The sequence below is a fragment of the Dietzia psychralcaliphila genome, from assembly GCF_003096095.1.
GTDB classification, from domain to species: Bacteria; Actinomycetota; Actinomycetes; order Mycobacteriales; family Mycobacteriaceae; genus Dietzia; species Dietzia psychralcaliphila.
In genome coordinates, this window is record NZ_CP015453.1 from 49,065 (window position 1) to 70,901 (window position 21,837).

At 64.8% G+C, this 21,837-nt stretch carries 12 protein-coding genes; 5 read left to right on the forward strand and 7 right to left on the reverse strand.

Annotated features, from left to right (window positions below):
- Positions 1 to 17: 17 nt before the first annotated feature.
- Positions 18 to 1,946, forward strand: coding sequence for a DUF262 domain-containing protein (locus A6048_RS00220; RefSeq protein ID WP_235027356.1), 1,929 nt, complete (start codon positions 18 to 20; stop codon positions 1,944 to 1,946).
- A 290-nt stretch (positions 1,947 to 2,236) separates the two neighbouring features.
- Here A6048_RS00220 and A6048_RS00225 read toward each other — a convergent pair whose 3' ends face one another.
- From A6048_RS00225 to A6048_RS00245, 5 genes are all read right to left on the reverse strand, one after another.
- Entirely contained in the window at positions 2,237 to 3,004 is a 768-nt protein-coding gene (locus A6048_RS00225) for an ATP-binding protein (RefSeq protein WP_006898359.1), read from the reverse strand.
- On the reverse strand, positions 3,004 to 4,605 hold the full coding sequence (gene istA, locus A6048_RS00230; RefSeq protein ID WP_108835156.1) for an IS21 family transposase: 1,602 nt from the start codon (positions 4,603 to 4,605) through the stop codon (positions 3,004 to 3,006). Before istA ends, A6048_RS00225 begins: the two co-directional genes overlap by 1 nt.
- 43 nt (positions 4,606 to 4,648) lie before the next feature.
- Positions 4,649 to 5,659, reverse strand: a complete 1,011-nt coding sequence (locus A6048_RS00235; protein WP_108835157.1) for an EcsC family protein — start codon at positions 5,657 to 5,659, stop codon at positions 4,649 to 4,651.
- Positions 5,660 to 5,929: 270 nt separating this feature from the next.
- On the reverse strand, positions 5,930 to 6,712 hold the full coding sequence (gene istB, locus A6048_RS00240) for an IS21-like element helper ATPase IstB (RefSeq protein ID WP_107749435.1): 783 nt from the start codon (positions 6,710 to 6,712) through the stop codon (positions 5,930 to 5,932).
- Between the two features lie 149 nt (positions 6,713 to 6,861).
- The gene (locus A6048_RS00245; protein ID WP_107749438.1) at positions 6,862 to 8,115 is read right to left on the reverse strand and encodes an IS256 family transposase; all 1,254 of its coding nucleotides are present in this window, start codon (positions 8,113 to 8,115) and stop codon (positions 6,862 to 6,864) included.
- A 1,630-nt stretch (positions 8,116 to 9,745) separates the two neighbouring features.
- On the opposite strand from A6048_RS00245, the gene A6048_RS18145 reads away from it, so the two are divergent.
- The 3 genes from A6048_RS18145 (at position 9,746) to A6048_RS00265 (ending at position 13,682) form a co-directional block, all read left to right on the forward strand.
- Complete coding sequence (locus A6048_RS18145; protein ID WP_146166404.1) at positions 9,746 to 10,573, forward strand: hypothetical protein; 828 nt, start codon at positions 9,746 to 9,748, stop codon at positions 10,571 to 10,573.
- Positions 10,570 to 12,300, forward strand: coding sequence for a hypothetical protein (locus A6048_RS18150; RefSeq protein WP_159110193.1), 1,731 nt, complete (start codon positions 10,570 to 10,572; stop codon positions 12,298 to 12,300). Before A6048_RS18145 ends, A6048_RS18150 begins: the two co-directional genes overlap by 4 nt.
- A gap of 128 nt (positions 12,301 to 12,428) precedes the next feature.
- A complete protein-coding gene (locus A6048_RS00265) occupies positions 12,429 to 13,682 on the forward strand; it encodes an IS256 family transposase (protein WP_107749438.1) in 1,254 nt (417 codons plus the stop codon).
- Between the two features lie 557 nt (positions 13,683 to 14,239).
- Here the strand turns inward: A6048_RS00265 and A6048_RS00270 are convergent.
- Both A6048_RS00270 and A6048_RS00275 read right to left on the reverse strand, forming a co-directional pair.
- Positions 14,240 to 14,743, reverse strand: a complete 504-nt coding sequence (locus A6048_RS00270; RefSeq protein ID WP_107747723.1) for a hypothetical protein — start codon at positions 14,741 to 14,743, stop codon at positions 14,240 to 14,242.
- A 201-nt stretch (positions 14,744 to 14,944) separates the two neighbouring features.
- The gene (locus A6048_RS00275) at positions 14,945 to 18,922 is read right to left on the reverse strand and encodes a beta strand repeat-containing protein (protein ID WP_159110257.1); all 3,978 of its coding nucleotides are present in this window, start codon (positions 18,920 to 18,922) and stop codon (positions 14,945 to 14,947) included.
- A 520-nt stretch (positions 18,923 to 19,442) separates the two neighbouring features.
- Between A6048_RS00275 and A6048_RS00280 the strand changes: the two genes are divergently transcribed.
- Positions 19,443 to 21,827, forward strand: coding sequence for a hypothetical protein (locus A6048_RS00280; RefSeq protein ID WP_107747725.1), 2,385 nt, complete (start codon positions 19,443 to 19,445; stop codon positions 21,825 to 21,827).
- Positions 21,828 to 21,837 lie beyond the last annotated feature (10 nt).

The window sequence follows — 21,837 nt, forward strand, 5'->3', positions numbered from 1 at the left end:
GCTCATTCGATCCACACATGGCGACCCCGACACTCACCCGCGAACGCCGGAAAAAAGGGAGGCACGAGCAACCGATGGGCAGCATCACTCCGCACTACCGCACGGTCACACAGCTTCTGCAGAGCCGCACGTTCTCCATCGATGAATATCAGCGCGAATACAAGTGGGACCGTGAGAACATCGCTGAGCTCGTCCAAGACCTGACGAGCACGTTTCAGCGGTCCTACACAGCAGGCGACTCGACTCAAGAGGTCTCCGGGTATGACGAGTACTTCCTCGGCTCGATCATCGTCACCCAACGCGGCAATAGAAACTACCTCGTCGACGGACAGCAGCGCGTCACCTCACTGACCTTGCTGCTGATTCACCTATACCGGCAGGCCAGCGACGCGGGCCTCAAGGCTGCCCGGACCATTGAACCGTTGATCTACTCCGATTCTCTGGGTGAGGAGGTGTTCAACCTAGATATCGCTGAACGGACTCCGGTTATCCGTGCATTATTCAACGGCGAGACCTTCTCCACCGATGGTCGTGAAGAGTCAGTGCAGACCATGGTGCGCCGCTACTACGATATTGAAGATCTCGACATCTCCGGCGAGCTCGGCGAAGGCTTCCAATCGTTCATATACTGGCTCCTGACCAAGGTCGGGCTCATCGAAATCGCTACCAATTCCGACCAGCATGCGTACGCGATCTTCGAGACAATGAACGATCGTGGCAAGCCGCTCAGCCCTGTTGACATGGTCAAGGCGTACCTTCTTGCCCCGATCACGGGATCCGACGACCGGATCAAGGCCAATGACGCCTGGAAGCGAACGGTGCTCGACCTGATCTCCTGGGGCGAGGATACCGACACCGAGCGGGACGCCGAGTTCATTAAAGCCTGGCTACGCGCCCAATACGCTGAGACTATCCGCGACCGCCGAAAGGGCGCCACTGATCGCGATTGGGAACTGATCGGCAGCACCTTCCATCGATGGTTGCGCGACCACTCCGGCCGGGTCGGCGTAGGAACTCGTGAGCAGAACCTGCGATTGATGACTGAAGAATTCCGGTTCTTCGCCCGCTACTACCTTCAAATTCTCGACGCCAGCACTCGGCTTATGCCAGGGCTGGAGGCGGTGTACTACAACGCGCACAATAACTTCACCTGGCAATACACGGTGCTATTGGCACCCCTTGAGGTCACCGACAGCGAGGACACGGCGCGCCGCAAGATCCAGGCCGTCGCCACCTACCTCGACATCTGGTTGATGCGCCGAGCAGTGAATTACCAACGATCGGGATACAACGCGGTGTCCTACACAATGTGGCTGCTGGCCAAGGACGTGCGGCGCAAACCGCTCAATGGGCTGATTACCGTGTTGTCGGCCAAACTTGAGACAGACGAGGCCAGCTTCGAAGGCAACCGCAGCCGTGGACGCGGCGGCATCGCAGAGCTGAGACTAAACCAGTTCTCGCGACGCTACATATTCCACTTACTCGCTCGCGTCAGCGCATATGTCGAACAGAAGTCTGGGCGAGGTCTTGATTTCGCCACGCTGATCGACCGCACTGCGAAGAATCCGTACGACATCGAACACATTTGGGCGGACAGGTACGAGCGCCACCTCGATCAGTTCGACAGTCGCCAAGACTTTGAGGCTTGGCGCGATGACATCGGCGCACTGCTCCTCCTGCCAGCTGACGTGAACCGCAGCCTGCAGGACAAGACCTATGAGGAGAAAGTCGCACACTACGGTCGACAGAACTTCTATGCGGCGAGTCTCCACTCGGGTACTTATCAGCATCAACCGCAGTTCCAGCGCCTGCGTCGGGACGAAGGCCTCGAGTTTCAGAGTTACGACCGGTTCGATAAACAGGCCCAGCGCGAGCGTAGTGCTTTGTTGCTTCAACTGGCCAATATTGTTTGGTCCCCAGGCCGGCTGGAGGATCTTAGACCGTAGACCGGGCTGACCGCTGTAGTTACACCTGGACCAGATCGGTGGGCCCTACTTCAGCCCGTATGGGTGCTCATAAGAGTTCCGCTTCGACGATCTCGTCGATCATCGGAAGGTCCCTCGTCCGCTTGTCGACATCCTCGGGGGTAACGTCAGGACGCCAGGCTTCTGGATCCAGCCCGTACTTCTCAGTTGGCAGATAGGGCTTGTCGGTACCGCGGGTCCGGCGAGTTGGTACCGCCATTCCGGCGACCCGGAACCGGCCCGTGTGTGAAGCGGGCCGGCACCGTCGGGGGTTACTCCCAGTAGCCGGTAGTGGCTCGGGCTTGGTCGTCGCGCTGTCGGCGCATGTCGACTTCGCCGAGGTTGATCTCGCGGGCGTTGTTGGCCAGGCGGTTGACGATGGAGTCCGCGGCGACCCGGTCAGGCAGCGCCTCGAGCCAGTACGCCGGCCGGGATTGGGAAGCGATCATCGTCGGCAGCCGGTGCTCCCGGTTGGCCAACACGGCGAACAAGTCGTTCGCGGCCTCAGGATCGATGCCCACGGTCAGGAAATCGTCGATGATCAGCAGCTCCACGTCCGAGAGGTCGTTGAGCATCTTCTGGTGGCGGATGCCGTCGCCGCGGGCGATGACCAGCCGCCGGGCGAGTTCGTCCATGCGGGCGTAGGTGACGGTGTGCCCGTTCTGGCAGGCGGCGATGCCGATCGCGCAGGCCAGGTAGGTTTTCCCGCCGCCGGTCGGTGAGAGGACCAGCAGGTTGGTGGGGTCTTGGCGCCAGTGGTGCCCGGCGTAGCGTTTCATCCGCACCGGGGTGATCCCGCGTCCTTCCTGGTAGTTGATCTCCGCGATCGAGGCCTGCGGGATCGGGAACTTCGCCGCTCGGATCAGCTTGTCGATCCGGTGGGCCTGGCGCTGGTCCAAGGCGTCGTCGACGGCGGTGAGAAAGATCTGCTCCGGGGTGAGCTCGTCATTGGCCTCATCGCTGATGAGCTCCTCGAACCGGGTCGCCACGTGCGTGATGCGCAGATTGCGGAACTTCTGGTGATCGATCTCGGTGAACATCACACGCCCTCCCCGCTGCGGCCGCGCGCATAGTGATCGGCCGAGCGAACTTGAACGGCGCTGTCGTCTCGGGCTCCGGCCGGTGGCGGGGGCTTTCGTGTGGCCGCCGCCGGGACCACGGGTCGGGGCGCTTTGCCGTCGGAGTCGATGGTGGCCATGACGCGTTTGAGCACGCTGTAGCTGCCGACGCTGTTCTGGTTGAGCAGCACTTGGCAGGCCGCCTCGAGCCGCTGTCGACTTCTCTTGCCGAGAGTTTCGAGAATGTTCTGGCAGTCCAGATAGCCCTGCGCCTCGATCACGTGACGATCCAGGATCTGGGCGATCACCTGCTCGGTGGCGGGGCCGAACCCGCGGGCGCGGTCGGTGAACCACTGCCGCGACCACAGGCCGTCGATACCCTGGTGCTCTTTCGGGGCGTGAGCCAGCACCGTCGAGTACTGGCCCTTGCGGCCGTGGCGCCGCGAATGCTCGCAGACGACCTGGTCACCGTCGAAGAGCGTCACCGACTGCGCGGTCAGGCGCACCCGCAGCAGCTGACCGGCGAAGGTGTACGGCACCGAGTAGTACTGCGACTCGCAGGAGACGTGATAGTTCCGGCCGACCTTGAGTTGCTTCCATTCCACCGTGGCGAACCCGTCGTCGGGCAGGGCCGCCAGCAGCGGCGCTTCGTCGGACTCGAACCTCTCCCACCGGGTCGTACCGTCAGCCCGGCGAATCTGGGTGTTGATCTCGGCGACGCGGTCGGCGATCGCCGCGTTCAGGGCCTCGACGGTGGTCCACACCTCCTCGGCGAGGTAGCCGATGACGCGTTTGTTGACCACTTCCACTGCTGACTCTACGGCTGCCTTGTCGCGGGGTTTTCGGACCCGGGCCGGCACGATCGCGGTGCCGTAGTGGTCGGCCAGCTGCTGGTAGCGGACGTTGACAGCCCTGGCCGCCTCGCCCTGCTTCTGCCGATGAGTGGCGGTGGTCGGGTTGTCGGGCACCACCATCTGCGGTGTCCCACCGAAGAACGCGAATGCGGCGACGTGAGCGTCAATCCAGGACGGCGATTTCATATCCGTGAAGCCGCGGCAGAACACCGCACCGGAGTACGGCAGGACGGCCACGAACAAGTACAGCTTGGTGACCTCTCCGGTGACGGCGTCGAGGACCTCGAGGGTGTCGCCGGCCCAGTCGACCAGCATCGTCCGACCCGGTTCGTGATGCAGCGTGGCCACCACGTCCTTGATGCGGGCGTGCTCGGCGAACAGGGCGCAGTACTGCGAGTACCCGTACTTCTTCCCGCTTCCGGCCGGAGCGGCGAGATACTTGCCCCAGGCCTGCTGGATGGTGAAGTGCCGGTTGAACTTCATCGACGCCAGCACCCGATCAAAATCGGGCTTGGCGTAGTCCTCCGAGACGCGTTTGCGCCCGTCGGGGAACATCCCGGCGATCTCGGCCGGGTTCATCGACGACGCTTGGCCGGCGGTGATGCCGTACGCGGTGATCGTCTTCTTCACCGCCGCGATCTCCCGACGCGAACACCCGACGGCGGCGACGATCTCGCTGTAGCTATGCCCGGCCAGCGCCAACGTCATGATGGCCTTGTACTCGGCCACATCAGCCTCCTCAAATAGGAAGAAGCGGCGCAGTCGCGCCGCCTCACCCCGAGCAGACCACCCCGCCCGCCCCAAGGAGTACCGAGTCGCCGGAATCGAAGTACCGGATCGCCGGACTAGGCGTACCCACTGGCCCTATCTGCCACTCAGTCAGGAAACGCAATCGGTAGACTGTGTGAGCCCGCGTGACGGTATCGCTGGCCATTGTTGCGTTAAGGCCACCGTTGATAGCGACACCAACTACGGGAATGACCTGGGCGAGTTTCTTGTGTGTCAGTTTCTGTCCTAGAGCTTTGAATACGATGTCTACCACTCTGACGAGATGGTTCGAAGACAGTTGCGTCCAAGTGGCCCTTCGCATCATTTGCTGGGTCAATCGGGAAAGCGCGGCCATCGTAACTGCTTTCTCGGACGCGTTTCCGGCAGTGGAATACGCGAGAACACCCGAGGCGAATACCGCTTCCTCTGGAAGCCGAACGTCATAACCGTAGTTCGCCGCGACCGACGCGATGATGCGTCCCATTCCAGTGAGGACAGTGAGGGAGTCGACCGCGATCGCTCCGGCCGCCACACCCACTCCCACGCCTCCGGACACTGTCGAACTGACGGTTAAACCGGTGACTACGAGAGATGAAGCGGTGCCTTCGATCGCGCCAGCGGCGACATATTTCTGCTTCTTTGTCGATCCCACTGTGTCGCAGATTTTCAGATCGAGCGTGCGGATGTCGTCTAGGGACTCGACGCTATGGCCAGCCTTGTTGAATCGGTTGATGACCGTTGTCGCATTCACGGAATTCAATCCGAAGTCGACCGTCATTAGATGAAGACCTGTCATCGCCTTGTCGAGGGCGAATTTCATAGCATCTGCGGTCTCAATCGCCCCGGGAAGCTTCTTCCCAGCTTCAATCGCAGTAGCGGACGTTTCCGTGACGCGTGCCCGAACCTGCGACAAGCGCTTAGCGACAGCAGTCGGTTCCCGTCTGCTGTTCACGCGGTTGGTCAGGCTTTCCCACGCCCGTAGATCGTAGGGAGACATGTGGAGTTCGGTGGTCACAATTCTGAAGGGTAGCGGTAGCGGAGACGCGACTACCGGTATTCACTCAGTCCCGCGCAGTTCAGTGTTGTACTGTCCTGCCCTTCGGCAACTCTCGAGGGGGACCATGGTTACTGGGAGTGATGACGAGGAACGGCTGCACCTGGGCACTGCCAGTCCTTGGCGTGTGGTGCTGGCCGAGATGGCGGGCAGAGTGTCAAGGGACAGCGGGATCTCCCTGTGGGCGGACAGTTCATCTCCCTGTCCGCGGTCAGTTGATCTCCCTGCCTGTTAGGTCAGTGGGATGACGCCGTGTCCGGCGGTGGCTTCGGTCAGTCGCATCGAGGTGCCTTCGGTGGTGATGACGTGGGCGGGGTGCAGGAGCCGGTCCACTGTGGCGGTGGCCAGGGTTTTGGGCATGAAGGTGTCGAATCCGGCGGGGTGGAGGTTGCTGGTCACGGCCAGGCTTCGGCGTTCGTAGGTGGCGTCGACGAGTCGGTAGAACGCCTCGGCGGCGGCTTGTCCCGACGGCAGCATGCCGATGTCGTCGACGACGATCAGTTCGGCGCGGGTGATGCGGGCGATAGTCTTGCTGATCGAGCCGTCCACGCTGGCCCGTCCGATGGCGGTGGTCAGCGATTCTAGGGTGAACCACGCCACTCGCATTCCGGCGTCGATCGCCTGGTGGGCCAGGGCCTCGACGAAGTGTGTCTTGCCGGTCCCGGAGGGCCCGCTGATGGCGAGGTTCTCGGCGCGGTGGACCCACTCCAGGGTGGCCAGTGCGGACTGGGTCGGGGCGGGGATCGAGGAGTCGCTCTCGCGCCACGAGGAGAAGGTCTTGCCGGCTGGCAGTCCTGCGCTTTTGCGGCGAGCGGCTTTGGTGGCTTCGTCGCGGCCACGGGCTTCTTCAGCGATCAGGACTCGCAGCACTTCGGTGGGATCCCAGCGTTGGGCTTTGGCGGTGGCCAGCACGTCGGGGGCGATGGCGCGTAGGTAGGGCATGCGCATGCGCTTGAGGACTGCGGTGAGGTCCTCGGGCAGGGGCGGCGCAGTCGCCGTCGTGGTCACGGTCATGAGTGAGTAGTTGGAGGTTTGGGGGCCACCGGATATTGCGTCCGGGCGCCAGCAGTATTGCCGTTGGGGGCCGGTGATCGCGCCTGTCGGGGCCATCGAGGTCAAGCCCCTAGTAGTGGTGTAACTGGTTTTTGATCCTTCGTTGGTGATCAGGCGGGTAGTTGCATCAGTGGATCGGTGGTCACCTCCGTCGTCGAGCTGGTGCCGGTGGTCAGTGTGAGTCGGCAGCGGGCCAGGACTTCGAGTCCGAGGTAGCGGCGTCCTTCGGCCCATTCGTCGGTCTGCTCCGCCAGGACTGCGCCGATGAGGCGGACGATGGCCTCGCGGTTGGGGAAGATGCCCACGACGTCGGTGCGGCGGCGGATCTCGCGGTTGAGTCGCTCGGTGGGGTTGTTGGACCAGATCTGTCGCCAGACGTCGTCGGGGAACGTGGTGAACGCGAGGAGGTCCTCGCGGGCATCGCCGAGGTGGTCAGCCATGTCGGGCAGCCTGCCGTCGGCGTATTCCAGGAGCCGGTCGAACTGCTCGTGTACCGCGGTGGCGGTGGGCTGGTCATACACGCTGTGCAGCATCGCCTTCACGGCCGGCCACATCGACTTGGGGCACACGGCCATGAGGTTGGCCGCGTAGTGGGTGCGGCAGCGCTGCCATGCGGCTCCCGGCAAATTCGCCGCGATCGCCTCGACGAGCCCGGCGTGGGCATCGGAGGTCACCAGTCGTACCCCGCCCAGGCCGCGGGCGACCAGGTCGGCGAAGAAGGTGTTCCACGAGGCCTTGGTCTCGCTGGTGGCGACCTGCATGCCCAGGACCTCGCGGTGGCCGTCGCCGTTGACGCCGGTGGCCAGCAGGACGGCGGCCTTGACGACCTGGTTGCTCTCGCGGACTTTGATCGTCAGCGCGTCGGCGGTGACGAAAGTGAATGGCCCGGCCTCGTCCAGGCGGCGGTGCCGGAACGCGGCGACCTGCTCGTCGAGGTGTTCGGCCATGCGGGAGACCTGCGACTTGGAGAGCGAGTCGATGCCCAGGGTCTTGACGAGTTTGTCCATCCGGCGGGTGGAGACCCCGGCCAGGTAGCAGTCCGCCACGACGGTGATCAGCGCGGACTCGGCCCGCTTGCGGCGTTCGAGTAACCACTCGGGGAAGTAGCTGCCCGAGCGCAGCTTCGGCACGGCGACGTCGACGGTGCCGACGCGGGTGTCCAGGGGCCGGTGGCGGTAGCCGTTGCGCCGGTTGGTGCGCTCGGCGGTGCGAGCGTTCCATTCGGCGCCGCACACGGCGTCGGCGTCGGCGGACAGCAATGCGTTGATCATGGTCTGCAGCAGCTCACGCATCAGATCCGGTGATGCATCGGATAGGGCTTGGCCAAGCAGGCCTGCAGGGTCGACAATATGGGGTGCGGTCATCGCGATGACTCCTCGAGGATTCTTTAGACGGTTGACTCGAAGGATCACGCGGTGGCCGCTCTACATCCGTCAACGACACGGATGTCGGAGACGATCTCGGCCACCGAGTTACACCACACTATGGGGCACTACTGCCATCGATGACCTTGACTTCCGGTAGCTCGCCTTGCTTCCCATCCGGTGGGCGGCTCCGGTGACCGTCACGCAGCGCCGGCGGGTGTTGTGGGAACGACTCGTGGACATTCCCCCACAAGGACACGGCGGCGCACTGGGTGGCGTGCTCGGCATACCGAGGATTGCGCGCGGCCCCAACCCTGGCAAGCTATCGGCGCAGCTGTTGCACGCCCGGTGGGCCGCGCGCTGGTGCACACCCCGGCGTGGAACATGCTGGAAGAACACCTCTGCTCATCACCCAACTCTTCGGTCGCATCGGCGGCTTCCGTCACCGCCGCGTGGCGATGGCGACACTCGCCCCAGCGAGGCAGTGGTGAAGGTGGCTCCCAAGCGCGCCACTACTGGCCCCCGAGCGCAATATCCGCGCTACCGGCACCCGGCTCCCGGAGGCAATACCGGTGGTCCCCAGTGAGACGAACGTTTACTCCGGCCGGGCTGTTGTCAGTCAGTCGTCGTCGCCGCCGTACCAGTCGAGCAGCCATCTGAGGTGCGTCGATTGCCCTTTAAGTTCTCGTGCGATTTTCCCCTGGGGTGGCTGTCCGCTGAGCTGGGATTGCACATGGGTGAGGTCGAACTTGAGTGCGCGCTTGGTGCGGTTGAACTCGGTTCTACATCGGTCGGAGCAGAACCTGGCCGGTGCGCCTCGAGATGTCTCGTCGTAGGTGACGAGGGCAGCGCACGTGGGATTGCGACAGGGGCTGGCGGTCGGGTACTTGGCGCGACTGGCCCGCAGGTCAGCGACAGAATCGCCTCGCGCCGGCTGAATAGCAGGCATTTGATGGTCCTTGCGTGACTGAGAATCATCTCAGTTTAAGTGGTTGCGAGATTCCGATGAGGTCAGAATACCTGCTAGACGCGGCAGATGTGCGATGGTCACTGTCCGTGTTGAGCATTAATTCAGGTCTCTCCTGCGTGTCGATCTGACGTTGGAAAGAGTCAGTTCTACGGTCGGTCTATCAGTGACCTACGACACGGTGCGTTAGCGCCGAGAAGGAGTGCCATCAGGAGCTATCACGCCGAGAGCGCCGGGGCGCGTGGTACCCCGAGCGGCCCGTAGGGCAACACGGGCGCTCGTAAATCGCAGAAGCCGGGAGCTGCAACTCCCGGCCTCCGGACGCGATGCGAGTGCACCGCTTTCAGTTCACGACTCCTTCGAAAGGAGCTACGTCTATGTTGACGTACGCAGAATTCGCAGTCAATGTTCGCTCCCGGCGTGTCGCCGCTGTCCAGGGGGTCAGATCCCATGGGTAGGTGGCCTCGTCAATCGACGACTGGGGTAGTTTCCGCGGCAGGACCTTCTTTCGTCAGTCAGTTCGACGTCGCTGCCGATTCACCTAACGCGACACAGGACAGGCGGGCGCGGCTTGGTCGGGCCGCCGTGCAAGTGGAGGGGCCGTGGGCGGTGGAGGCTCGCAAGCACGCACTGCGACTTCGGCTAGCAGCGCCCCCACCGCTGATGGACCGCAACGACGTGACGGCGTTGGGCGAGTTGGCCCGGTATTTGGCCTCGTGGGCCGACGGGCGCGGGTATCTCGACCCCGAGGCTGCATTGCGCGCCGCTGAGATCGATCGCTGGGCGGCACGAGAGATCGCGGCTGGCAGCCCAGCGGGGAGCATCCGCAGCCGGCGCGGTCGCCTCGTTGAGGCCGCGCGACAATTGCACCCTCTGGAGTTCGGGCCCCCGCGTGGTCCGGGCCCGGTACCGCGACATTCACGATTCTCTCCTCTGACGGAAGCAGACCTTGCGGCAGCACGGCACGTCCTGTCCGTGGCCCCAGAGGGAATTAGGACCAAGGCTCAGCTGTGCATCGCGTTCGGTCTGGCGGTGGGAGGGCGAGAGAGCGAACTGCGCGCACTGCGAGGGTGCGACGTCTATAGCGAGACTGTCGACGGCGAGGAGCGCATCATCGTCAGGCTAGTCAATCGCGAGGGCCGGGAGCGGATTGTCCCGGCCTTGGACCCTGATGCCGGTGAGTACTTGTCCGCCCGTGCCGAGGCAGTCGGAAGTGGCCTGCTGATCGGCTCCCCTGATAAGAACGCGTTAAACCGAGCCCAGGAGCACATGCGCAAGCGTGGCGTCAATATCCAATTCTCGGTTCGCGCTCTTCGCTACCTCTGGCTGCTGCGCTTGGCAGAGCTCGCTCTTCCCCTGGCGGTGTCGCTACGGATGGCCGACACGTGGAACACCGAAGTGTTCATCGATATCGAATGTTCGCTTCGCGCTTACAGCATCGCAGACACCCTCCGCCTGATTGATCACGCGAAGCAGGGAGATTCGAAATGACGAACGGGAAAGAGGCCGACGCCGGTCGCTATCGCAACAGCAGTGTCAGCGCAGCAGTTGATCTCGTATCTCGGTCTAACGCAGTGGGGATGATCACCGCCTGGCAGCGAGAAGACGGGATCGTGCAACGACCGGCACACCGCCACCCTCAATTCACCCTCCAGGCCGTCCTGGTCGCAATGGTCCTGATTCCAGAAATCGGGGTGACCACGACCGTGCGGGAGATCCTCCGAACCATCTATTCACTGACCGACCTCCAATTGAGCACGGTGGGGATGACGATCAATAGTGAAGCGCGCGCGGCGTTCGATGACGATCCGAAGAATCGGGAAGAAGCTAGGTTTCGGGCCTGGCTACACGCGCAAGTGACCTGTATCGACTCGTTCTGGGACCTGCCTGCACGGACTATGAGCAACGGCGACTTTGCTACCGCGCTCGCAGCCCGGACCCCAGATGAGCGCGCATTGGCGAGCAGACGCAACCTCCGTGCGGGTGAGCTCGTCAACAGCCTGATTGCAGCATCGATCGACTGGCCTGGATTGGCGAGGTGGCGCGGTGACATGGTTGCCGACGAGACGATCCTTGACCTTGCCGCTGTAGGAGAAGGCATGGGATCGAAGCCCGACAAGATCAAGTCGGCCGTTTCTCGCGCACGCTTCTACATCCGCCAGGACAACAACGAAGTTCGCGGCGACGGTGCCTCGGCTACGCGAACCCGAAAAATGGCCTTCGGCATCGGGGTGACCGCGGTGATGGCGATTGGGCCCATCCGCGCACCGGGGGCTGTACCCCGCACCATCCTGGCGGTGGAAGTCGGCGGGCCCACATCAGGAGACGCAGCCGCATTAATGCGATGCCTTGAGCGAATCGATGGCTGGCCGCAAACGCCGAAGCCCAGATCGCGCCAGCGAAATCGACTTCTGGGAGTCGACATGGGCTATCGCGCTAAGCCCGAATTGGCGCACTTCCTCTTGACCCGCCGGATCGATCGCATCCACCGGTATCCGAAGTCAGACAAGCACGCAGGACGCCGCACCACCTTCATCCTTCCCTCGGTATGGCCCACAGAGGAGATCCGTGACCAGAAGGCACCAACGCTGCCCGGGCCGGTGCTGGCATGGGGAGACTTCTACTGTCCAGCTGCAATGGATCGACTCGTCGGAAACCCGACTCACCGGCTCCGACAGATCAACGAAGATCCCGCAGGCCTGGACCGGTACGACAAGATGCTTGCCGAGCGCCTCCCGTTCGTCATGGGACGCCTGGATCGCCCGCGGCTCCGTGACATCAAGCGAGCCGCCCGCCTACCGGGAGAGGCGAAGGACCTCAGGTGGAAATGCAGGCTCCAATGCCCGGCTGAACAAGGCCGCGTGCGATGCCCTCTCAAACCGCACAGCCTCGACGGCGACCACACCAAACCACTGGCGGCGCCGGACTGGGACCCCAGCCGGTACCAGTGCTGTCAGTCAGAAGTAACCGTCACCCTCAGCGAGCGGCAACTGTCGTCATTCCAACCCGGGCCGACACCAGGCAGCTTCGAATACCAGAGCATCCTCGATACCTACCGGTCACGGACCGAAAGTAGGTTCGCTCACCTGAAGCACCCTTGCGTAACCGCGGTGAAACGCACCAACGTCGGACCACGCAGAGAACCCCTGCTCATGCTGCAGATCGGCATCGCCATCGCAGTCAGCAACCTCAAGCTTCAGCGGAACTTCAAACAGTAGTGCCCCATAGTGTGGTGTAACTCGGTGGCCGAGATCGTCTCCGACATCCGTGTCGTTGACGGATGTAGAGCGGCCACCGCGTGATCCTTCGAGTCAACCGTCTAAAGAATCCTCGAGGAGTCATCGCGATGACCGCACCCCATATTGTCGACCCTGCAGGCCTGCTTGGCCAAGCCCTATCCGATGCATCACCGGATCTGATGCGTGAGCTGCTGCAGACCATGATCAACGCATTGCTGTCCGCCGACGCCGACGCCGTGTGCGGCGCCGAATGGAACGCTCGCACCGCCGAGCGCACCAACCGGCGCAACGGCTACCGCCACCGGCCCCTGGACACCCGCGTCGGCACCGTCGACGTCGCCGTGCCGAAGCTGCGCTCGGGCAGCTACTTCCCCGAGTGGTTACTCGAACGCCGCAAGCGGGCCGAGTCCGCGCTGATCACCGTCGTGGCGGACTGCTACCTGGCCGGGGTCTCCACCCGCCGGATGGACAAACTCGTCAAGACCCTGGGCATCGACTCGCTCTCCAAGTCGCAGGTCTCCCGCATGGCCGAACACCTCGACGAGCAGGTCGCCGCGTTCCGGCACCGCCGCCTGGACGAGGCCGGGCCATTCACTTTCGTCACCGCCGACGCGCTGACGATCAAAGTCCGCGAGAGCAACCAGGTCGTCAAGGCCGCCGTCCTGCTGGCCACCGGCGTCAACGGCGACGGCCACCGCGAGGTCCTGGGCATGCAGGTCGCCACCAGCGAGACCAAGGCCTCGTGGAACACCTTCTTCGCCGACCTGGTCGCCCGCGGCCTGGGCGGGGTACGACTGGTGACCTCCGATGCCCACGCCGGGCTCGTCGAGGCGATCGCGGCGAATTTGCCGGGAGCCGCATGGCAGCGCTGCCGCACCCACTACGCGGCCAACCTCATGGCCGTGTGCCCCAAGTCGATGTGGCCGGCCGTGAAGGCGATGCTGCACAGCGTGTATGACCAGCCCACCGCCACCGCGGTACACGAGCAGTTCGACCGGCTCCTGGAATACGCCGACGGCAGGCTGCCCGACATGGCTGACCACCTCGGCGATGCCCGCGAGGACCTCCTCGCGTTCACCACGTTCCCCGACGACGTCTGGCGACAGATCTGGTCCAACAACCCCACCGAGCGACTCAACCGCGAGATCCGCCGCCGCACCGACGTCGTGGGCATCTTCCCCAACCGCGAGGCCATCGTCCGCCTCATCGGCGCAGTCCTGGCGGAGCAGACCGACGAATGGGCCGAAGGACGCCGCTACCTCGGACTCGAAGTCCTGGCCCGCTGCCGACTCACACTGACCACCGGCACCAGCTCGACGACGGAGGTGACCACCGATCCACTGATGCAACTACCCGCCTGATCACCAACGAAGGATCAAAAACCAGTTACACCACTACTAGGGGCTTGACCCTTCAAACCAGACCACACGGACGTGATCGAACGGAACTTCAAGCTGACAGACCGCGCCCTCGGACGGAAGGCCACGCGCAAACCATATCGATCCTGACCTGACCTACCCCCTCAGCCGGCTGGACCCCGACCGTCAAACGACGGCCGGGGCCCAGCCGCGTCCGTCACAGGCGATCCAAGCGGTACTTTCCGGGCATCCTCGGCAGCTCACGCCTACGGCGCGATCTCGGCCGGTGTGCAACAGCGCCGACAGAATCGGCGTTGACTGTCGGATGTGGCGGAAGATCGCGACTCAGGGCACAAAGCTGCAGGTCAGGTCTCGTAACCACGTGGAGTGATCCTTGCGGAACTTTCGGGCAAACCTTGCGGTTTCGCCGCGTGAAAACCACCCCAGTGCTCGACGTTTCAACTCCTCACCACAGAAATGCCCCGAATGCTGGTTCTCCAGGATTCGGGGCATTCCACGTTTCTAGGGTGCCGGTTAGTCTGGGACCCTAGAAACGGACTCTAGAAGAAGTTCATCCCAGAGGAGATGAGGGCCGGCCCCTCGCTGACAATGCTCCCCATGGGGTTCTCGGCGCCACCGACGGCGATGGTCCTGGTGACCGGGACGTTGTCCGTGGCGCAGTAGGTGATGAGCGAATGCACGCCGGTCGGGACGTCTTCGGCGGACAGGGTGACCGGACGGGTCACCACAGGGAAGGCGACGGGGTTGCCCGAGTCGGTACGCAGGACCGTGGTCCTCTCACCGGAGAGAGTGCCGACGATGTTGTCCAAGCTGATGTTCTTGATCATGTCGGCTATGCCCTGGGCATCGTCGCGCTCGGCGATCACGGCGACGCATCCGTCGACGGGGGCGGTGAGCCCGGCCTTGAAGGTGGCCGAGACGGCGTTCCCGTCGACGTTGTAGCTGGCGGTGGCTGCAGAGGCGATACCGGCGGCGCCGACGGTGACCGCCGCGGAGGCGGCTAGGGCTGCGGCGACACGCGTGGCGATTCGAGAAAAACTCATGGGAGCTCCTGGTGAGTGGGTGGGTGCAGGGTGGAAATGGTCGTGGCCCTCCGGCGACGGAGCCGGTTCGGACTGGCGAATAGTGCGCGGGCGGGACTCGTCGGCCTCACCGTCCTTGTTCTCTATCGGGAGCCCGCTGGTCGCACGAGCGGAATTTCGGTTCGTCCCTGCGGCAGCAGGCAGCGGGGACGAACCGGGCCTCTAGCTGCCCAGCGACCCGAGCGAGACCGCGCTGTGCAGGCCCACGCCGGCCGAGCCTATCGAGCCGATCAGCCCGATCAGCCCGATCAGGCTGAGTGAACCGGCGGCCGGCACTCCCGGATCGGTCCCGGGGTCCGATTCGTCGGTCACGGTGAGCGTCTCGGTGGCGGTGCTCGGAGCGTAGGCCTCGGGATCCGTCGGGAGGAACTCGGCCCGGACCGTGTAGCTGCCACGCTCCCCGGCGACGTGGACCAGGGTGGCGACGCCGTCGATCACCGGAACGATCCGCTCGACGCCGTCGATTGTGAAGCGGACGGTTCCCTCGGCGTCGGCGGGGTCCACTGTGGCGGTGAGGGTGACCTCCGCGCCCGCCTCGGCCGTCCCGGAGTCGAGCGCGAGGCTCGTGACCTCAGCGACGGCGTCGGCCTGCACCACCACGGCGCGGGTGTCGGTGCTGCCGCTGTAGCGGTCCGTGTCGGACGGGATGAAGGTCGCGGTGATGCTCAGCTGGCCTGCCGCGGTGGCGGGGAGCTCAGTCACTGCGACGCCATCCGTACCGACGGGAACCCTGATGCTGGTGCCCCCGGCGGTGAACTCGATCTCGCCCCCGACACCGGCCGGCGTAACGCTGGCCGTGGCCGTCACAGTCTCGCCGACGGTCACCTCGGCAGCATCCAGCGTGAGCGCGGTGTGGGTGGCCTCGGCATCGACGTTGACGGTCTCCGTGTCTGAGCTCGTGGTGTAGCGCTCGCTGTCGACGGGGACAAAGGTGGCGGTGATGGTCCCTGTTCCGGCTGCCTCGGTGGTGAAGTCCGCGGTGGCGGTGCCGTTGCTGACCGTGACGGTCTGGGTCTGGTCGCCGTAGTCGAAGCGAACGTGGCCGTTCGCGTCGGCCGGGGTGACGTTGGCGGTGGCGGTGATGGCGCCGCCCGCGGTGATCTGGACCGGGTCGAGTGTGAGTGCGGTGGTGGTGGTTTCTACCTCGACGTCGACCGTCGCCTGGGCCGCGCTGCCGCTGTAGCGGTCAGTGTTGGCCGGGGTGAAGGTCGCTCCGACCGGGTACGTGCCTGCGGCGGTGAAGGTGTGGTCAAGGGTGGCCACGCCGTCGCTCACGGTGGCGGCGTACTCATCGTTGCCGATGGTGAAGGTCACGGTGCCGGCCGCGCCTGCCGGAGTGACGGTGGCGGTCAGTGTGGTGTCCTCACCGGCGCGGGGGTCGGCCCCCACGGTGAGCTCCGTCTGGGTGGCCTCGGCCTCGACGTTGACCGTCTCCGCGTCGGAGCTGGTGCTGTAGCGGTTCGGGTCGGTGGGCAGGAAGGTCGCGGTGACGGTGTCTGTTCCGGCTGCCTCGGTGGTGAAGTCCACGGTGGCGGTGCCGTTGCTGACCGTGATGGATTGCGTCTGGTCGCCGTAGTCGAAGCGAACGTGGCCGTCTGCGTCGGCCGGGGTGATGGTGGCGGTGGCGGTGATGGTGCCGCCGGCAGTGACCTGGACCGGGTCGAGTGTGAGTGCGGTCTGGGTTGCCGCCGCGGTGATGTCGACGGTCTGGGTGTCACTGCTGCCGCTGTATCGCTCCAAGTTGGCCGGGATGAAGGTGGCGGTGACGGTCAACTGTCCGGCAGCCTCGGCCGGGAGCACGGTGGTGGCCGTACCGTCGGCGCCCACGGGGACGCTGATGGTGGTCTCGCCGTCGGTGAACTCGATTTCACCCCCGGCGCCGGCCGGGGTCACGGTGGCCGTGGCCTGGATCATGTCTCCGGCGGTGACCTCGATCGCGTCAAGGGTCAGTTCGGTCTGGGTCGCCTCGGATTCCACGTTGACGGTGGCCTGGCCCCCGCTGGCGATGTAGCGGTTGGCATCGGTCGGGGTGAAGTGGGCGGTGACGGGATACTGGCCTGCGGTGGTGAAGGTGTGTTCCAGGGTGGCCACGCCGTTGACCACAGCCGCTGGGAGTTCCTGGCCGTCGATGGTGAAGGTGACGGTGCCCGCTGCGTTCGCCGGGGTGACGGTCGCGGTCAGCGTGGTCTCCTCGCCGGCGCGAACCGGATCGGCGTCGACGACGAGCGAGGTCGAGGTGGTGATCTGCTCGAGCACGTTCACGGTCTGACTGTCCGAGCTGCCGGCGTAGCGCTCAGGGTCGGCAGGGATGAAGGTGGCCGTCACCGTCACCTGACCGGCGGCTGAAGTCGCGAGATCAGCGGCGGCGGTGCCATCAGCGCCCACGGGAACGCTGATGGTGGTGTCACCGGTGGCGAACTCGACTTCCCCCTCGGCGCCAGCGGGGGTGACACTTGCGGTTGCCCGGACAGTGCCCCCTTCGATGACCTCGGTCGAGTCCAGCGTGAGGCCGGTCTGGGTGGCCTCGGCGTTGATCCCGACTGTCTGGGTGTCACTGCTTTCGGTGTAGCGCTCGGTGTCGTCCGGGAGGAAGGTGGCGGTGATGGTGCCCGTTCCGGCGTTGCCGGCGGTGAAGGTGGTGGTGGCCTGACCGTCGGTGACCTCGACGGTCTGGGTCTGGTCGCCGTAGTCGAAGCGGACCTCGCCGTCGGCGTCGGCCGGAGTGATCTGCGCGGTGGCGGTAATGGTCCCGCCTGCGCTGACCTCGACCGGGTCGAGGGCCAGGGTGGTCTGTGTTGTCTCCGCCTCGACGTTGACCGTCACCTGACCCGAGCTGGCCAGGTAGCGGTCGGTATTGGTCGGGGTGAAGTCGGCGACGACGACGTGCTCGCCCGCAGTGGCGAAAGTGTGGTCGAGTGTCGCGGTGCCGTTCGTGACGGTCGCCGGGTAGGTCTGGTCGTCGATAACGAAGTCGACGGTCCCGGCTGCGGTCTCCGGAGAGACGGTCGCCGTCAGCGTGGTCTCCCGGCCGGCCCGGACCGGGTCCGCCTCCACAGAAACCTCGGTCGAGGTCGAGGTCTGCTCGAACACGTCTACGGTCCGGCTGTCGCTGCTCTCGGTGTAGCGCTGTGGATTGGTCGGGATGAAGGTGGCGGTCACCGTCATCTCGCCCGTCGTATTGGCGGAGAGCTCGGCCGTGGCCGTGCCGTCGGCGCTGACGGGGACGATGGTGGTCGTGTTACCCGAGGCGAACTCGATCTCGCCCTCTGCGCCGGCCGGTGTGACGCTGGCGGAGGCCTGGACGGTGCCGCCTGCCAGGACCTCGACCGGATCGAGAGTCAGATCGGTCTGGGTGGCTTCGGTCTGCACTCGAACGGTTCCGGTGGCGTTGGAATTGTGCCACCTTGCCGAGGTGGTCGGACTGAACGATGCGGTCACCGGGAAGTTGCCGGCGGTATCGAATGTCGTTGTGGTGGTCGCAACGCCATTGCTGACGTTGGCGGAGAGATCCTGCCCACCGACAGCGAAATTCACCTGCCCGGTGGGGGTGTTGCTGCCCGCAGTGGAGTCGACGCGAGCCGTAAGGGTGACCTCTTCGCCAACGCGTATCACCGTGGGGCTGACGGACAGCGAGGTCCTAGTGCCGACCTGGGGAACGGTGAATCTCATGACGTTGTTCGTGGGGCCGTTCCAACTGCCGCCGGTCCCCAGGTGAGCCATGATTCCGAACTGGTAGGTGGTTCCGCCCTGCGTGTTCTCGGGGATCCGCATGGTCAGCCACCCGTCGCGAGTGCTACCTCGGCCCACCGACCGGTCGACGAGGCTGGGCTGCCCGCCCCAGAAGTTGTTCTGGGCTCGGCCGTGGTCGCCGACGCCGCCCATGTGATTTCCGCCGCCGCCGACACCCACAAACCCACTGGGCATCGTCACGCCGTAGGTGTTCAGGACCGATGGTGTGAAGGGAAATCCGGACTGGTGGTTACGCGCGAGCATGTTGATCCGAATCGTGGCGCCGGGCAGGCGGCTGTTTTCGGCGGTGGCGAGCGTCGCCGTGAAGTCGAAGTCGCCGAGACGGGTGGAACCCGACTGGGCTGAGGCCACAGGCGCGAGCCCGAGCACGAGCGCGAGCGCCGAAAGCATGACGATCGCGACTCGCGCGATTCGATTGGTCGGAACCGCGGTGCGAGACCGGGCTGGGCGGGTGTCAGTTGACATCGAGAGACTCCGGACAGGTTCGGCGAGGGGAAGATTTGAGTGATCGGTAGTCGCGTCGATCCGGCCGGCTAGTGAGCGTGATCTCGACGAAGTAACGATCTTCATCCACATCTTAGCGGTAGAAACTCCTTAGTGAACCTATTTCGGTCAGGCTTCGAACGGTGAGTGACGATCGGGGACTCGTGATCGCAGTGGGCGGTCTGCGGAGTGCTTGGCTCGTTCGCGGAACGTCAAAGTGCCAGGTTGAGCGGACACAGTTAACGGAATGGGTACGCGATGCGACGTCCGGTACAACAGGTGTGGAGCAGCTGATGGACGAGCGTCCCCGTGGGAACGATTCGTCTCAGTTCCCTTGCGCGACTGAGAATGGCCTATATAGTCCGTTCAGACAGTTAGACAAGCGCCCAGCCCCTCCGGGCGCGCCCTCCCACATTCGAGGAATCTCATGCGCCGCGTTTTCGCGTGGTTCTCCGCCGTCGTCGTCACGCTCGGCGTCGCCACCGTCCCGACGGTGGCCACCGCTCAGACGTCCCGGTCAACCACATCATTCGCCACCACCTGCTACATCGCCGCGCCCAGCGTCGCCGGGATGGGCGGACCGATGGACATCACCCCACAGAACCCGGTGCAGATCCATGTGACCGCCCCCGAGGCGGTCGACGTGGGCGACACCTTCGACGTGACGTTCGAGATCGATCCGATCAACGTCGCGCTCGACAGCCTTCCCTCGGCAGTCAGCCTTCAGAGAGCATCTCGACTCAAGCTGGATCTGCAGCGCCCTGCTGGAACCAAATTGCTCGGCTACAACTTCAGCGGCGGCAACATTCCCATCGCGGACGGTCAGGTAATCACGGTCAACGAGAGCGGCGCGCCCGATGCCAACGGCAACGTCCTTCGCCTGACCAACAGGGGCCACAACACGATTGGTAACGGCGGCAACGTCTCGCAGTCGAGCCACGCTGGCCTCGGTATGAACTTGGCCGGAGCCAACTCGCTGGACTTCGAGTTCCCCCGGGTGACGCTCACCTTTGAGGCTGAACGCGCCGGAAACGCCGCGATCGGTGTACGCACACAGGGCAACGCAGCAGGTTACGGACCGAACCCGGCAAGCTTCCTCACGCTGCTCGCGTCTGCGAGTGTGCCGCTTCTCGGTACGCAGTGGGTCCCCGGTTTTTGCAGCCCGAGAGGGTCGTCCACGGCGCCGATCGACCAGAATGCAGCGGCTATGAAGACCGTGGAGATCGTGGGTCTTCCCACCTCGGCCAGCCTCACCGGCCCCGACACCGTGTACCTGCGTACCCCTGCCGAGTTCATCGCCACCGTCGAGCCGAACATCCCGGGCGAGGTCACCTTTGTCAGCGGAGGCCAGCGCGTGACCGTCCCGGTATCTTCCGGCGAGGCTCGTGCGGAACTCACCTTCACCTCGCAGCCCGAAGGTCCGGTGCGCGCGATCTTCACCCCGACGGACCCCCGATACGCCACCGCGGTCTCTGAACTTCCGGTCACTGTGGAGCGACTCGCCACTGAAATGACCCTCAGCGCGCCCGCGACTGCGGACGCGAACACCCGAACCACGCTGTCGGTGAGCCTGCCCAGCGAGGCCCGTGGCACCGTCACTTTCACCGGGGGCGGTCAGGAGCGCACCGTGGATGTCCGTGACGGCCAGGCCACGACCAGCCTGACCTTCACCGAAGTCGGGCCCGCCGAGGTCGAAGCGGTGTTTACCCCTTCCGCGACTTCTGCCTACGCATCGGCCACGGCAACCGCCTCGATCGTCGTACAGGAGAGCACCAGCACCACGCTGGTCCTCAACGGGTTGGACACGCCGGCCTACGTAGCCGACCCGGTGACCTTCGAGGCCGTCATCAATCCGGCCGAGGGGACCGAGGACCCTCAGGGGCGGGTCGAGTTCATGGCCGGTTCGCAGACGCAGATCGTTGACGTCGTGGACGGACGCGCAAGCGCCGAGTTCGTCTTCGGACGTGCGGGCGATGTGGAGGTCTTCGCGACCTACCACCCGGCCGGGACCGAACAGTCCCGGGCAACCGACGCGGGGACACTCCAGATCCTCGACGCCGTCGCCACCGACTCGCAGCTGGTCGGGCCCGCCCGGGCCGAGCCCGGTGAGACCACCCCGTACACGATCGTCGTCTCCCCGGCCGGGGCCGAAGGCGTGGCTGACGTGCGGATCGATGGCCGGGTCGTTGCCGCCGATGTGGCGATCGTCGACGGCGAGGGCCGCATCGACCTTGCGTTCCCACCAGCAGCCGCCACGGATCGACAGGTCGCTATCGAGTTCACCCCCACCGATATTCGGGTCCTCCGGCCGCACACCTCGGTGCACACGGTTCGGGTTGAGGCGTCGACGATCAACGAAGATGCACTGTCCATGACGGTGACCGGCCCCGATGGCGAAGTGCAGGCAGGAGAGACCACCGCGTTCCGCGTGGTGGTGGCTCCGACGGACGACACGGCCTCTTCGGCCACGCTTAACGGCTACCTCACGGTCAGCAACAACGGGGAGCCCGTTCTGGACGCCGAGGGCGAGCCGGTTCGGATCGCCGTGACCCGCGGCATCGCCGACGTGGACGTCACCTGGACCAGCGGGTACCCGCAGGCCAAGTTCCTCCAGTTCACCTACCACGCCGCCGACGGGACAGAGCTGGTCTCCGGCGGGACCAACGTCACCGTCATCGGGGAAGGGACCGGCGGCGACGACGTCACCGTCAGCCCGGGACCCGGCGGAGGCTCGCTGGACCTCGGCTCCCTCATGGGCGATGGCGCCGGTTCACTCGATGCGGGCAGCCTGACCGGCTCGCTCGGCAGCTGACGGCCAGGAA

Coding starts and splice junctions, on each gene's coding strand:
- A6048_RS00270 (WP_107747723.1), bottom strand. CDS start 14,743: ATGAGTTTTTCTCGAATCGCCACGCGTGTCGCCGCAGCCCTAGCCGCC.
- A6048_RS18145 (WP_146166404.1), top strand. CDS start 9,746: ATGGACCGCAACGACGTGACGGCGTTGGGCGAGTTGGCCCGGTATTTG.
- istB (WP_107749435.1), bottom strand. CDS start 6,712: ATGACCGTGACCACGACGGCGACTGCGCCGCCCCTGCCCGAGGACCTC.
- A6048_RS18150 (WP_159110193.1), top strand. CDS start 10,570: ATGACGAACGGGAAAGAGGCCGACGCCGGTCGCTATCGCAACAGCAGT.
- A6048_RS00220 (WP_235027356.1), top strand. CDS start 18: ATGGCGACCCCGACACTCACCCGCGAACGCCGGAAAAAAGGGAGGCAC.
- A6048_RS00225 (WP_006898359.1), bottom strand. CDS start 3,004: ATGTTCACCGAGATCGATCACCAGAAGTTCCGCAATCTGCGCATCACG.
- A6048_RS00275 (WP_159110257.1), bottom strand. CDS start 18,922: ATGCTTTCGGCGCTCGCGCTCGTGCTCGGGCTCGCGCCTGTGGCCTCA.
- A6048_RS00280 (WP_107747725.1), top strand. CDS start 19,443: ATGCGCCGCGTTTTCGCGTGGTTCTCCGCCGTCGTCGTCACGCTCGGC.
- A6048_RS00245 (WP_107749438.1), bottom strand. CDS start 8,115: ATGACCGCACCCCATATTGTCGACCCTGCAGGCCTGCTTGGCCAAGCC.
- A6048_RS00265 (WP_107749438.1), top strand. CDS start 12,429: ATGACCGCACCCCATATTGTCGACCCTGCAGGCCTGCTTGGCCAAGCC.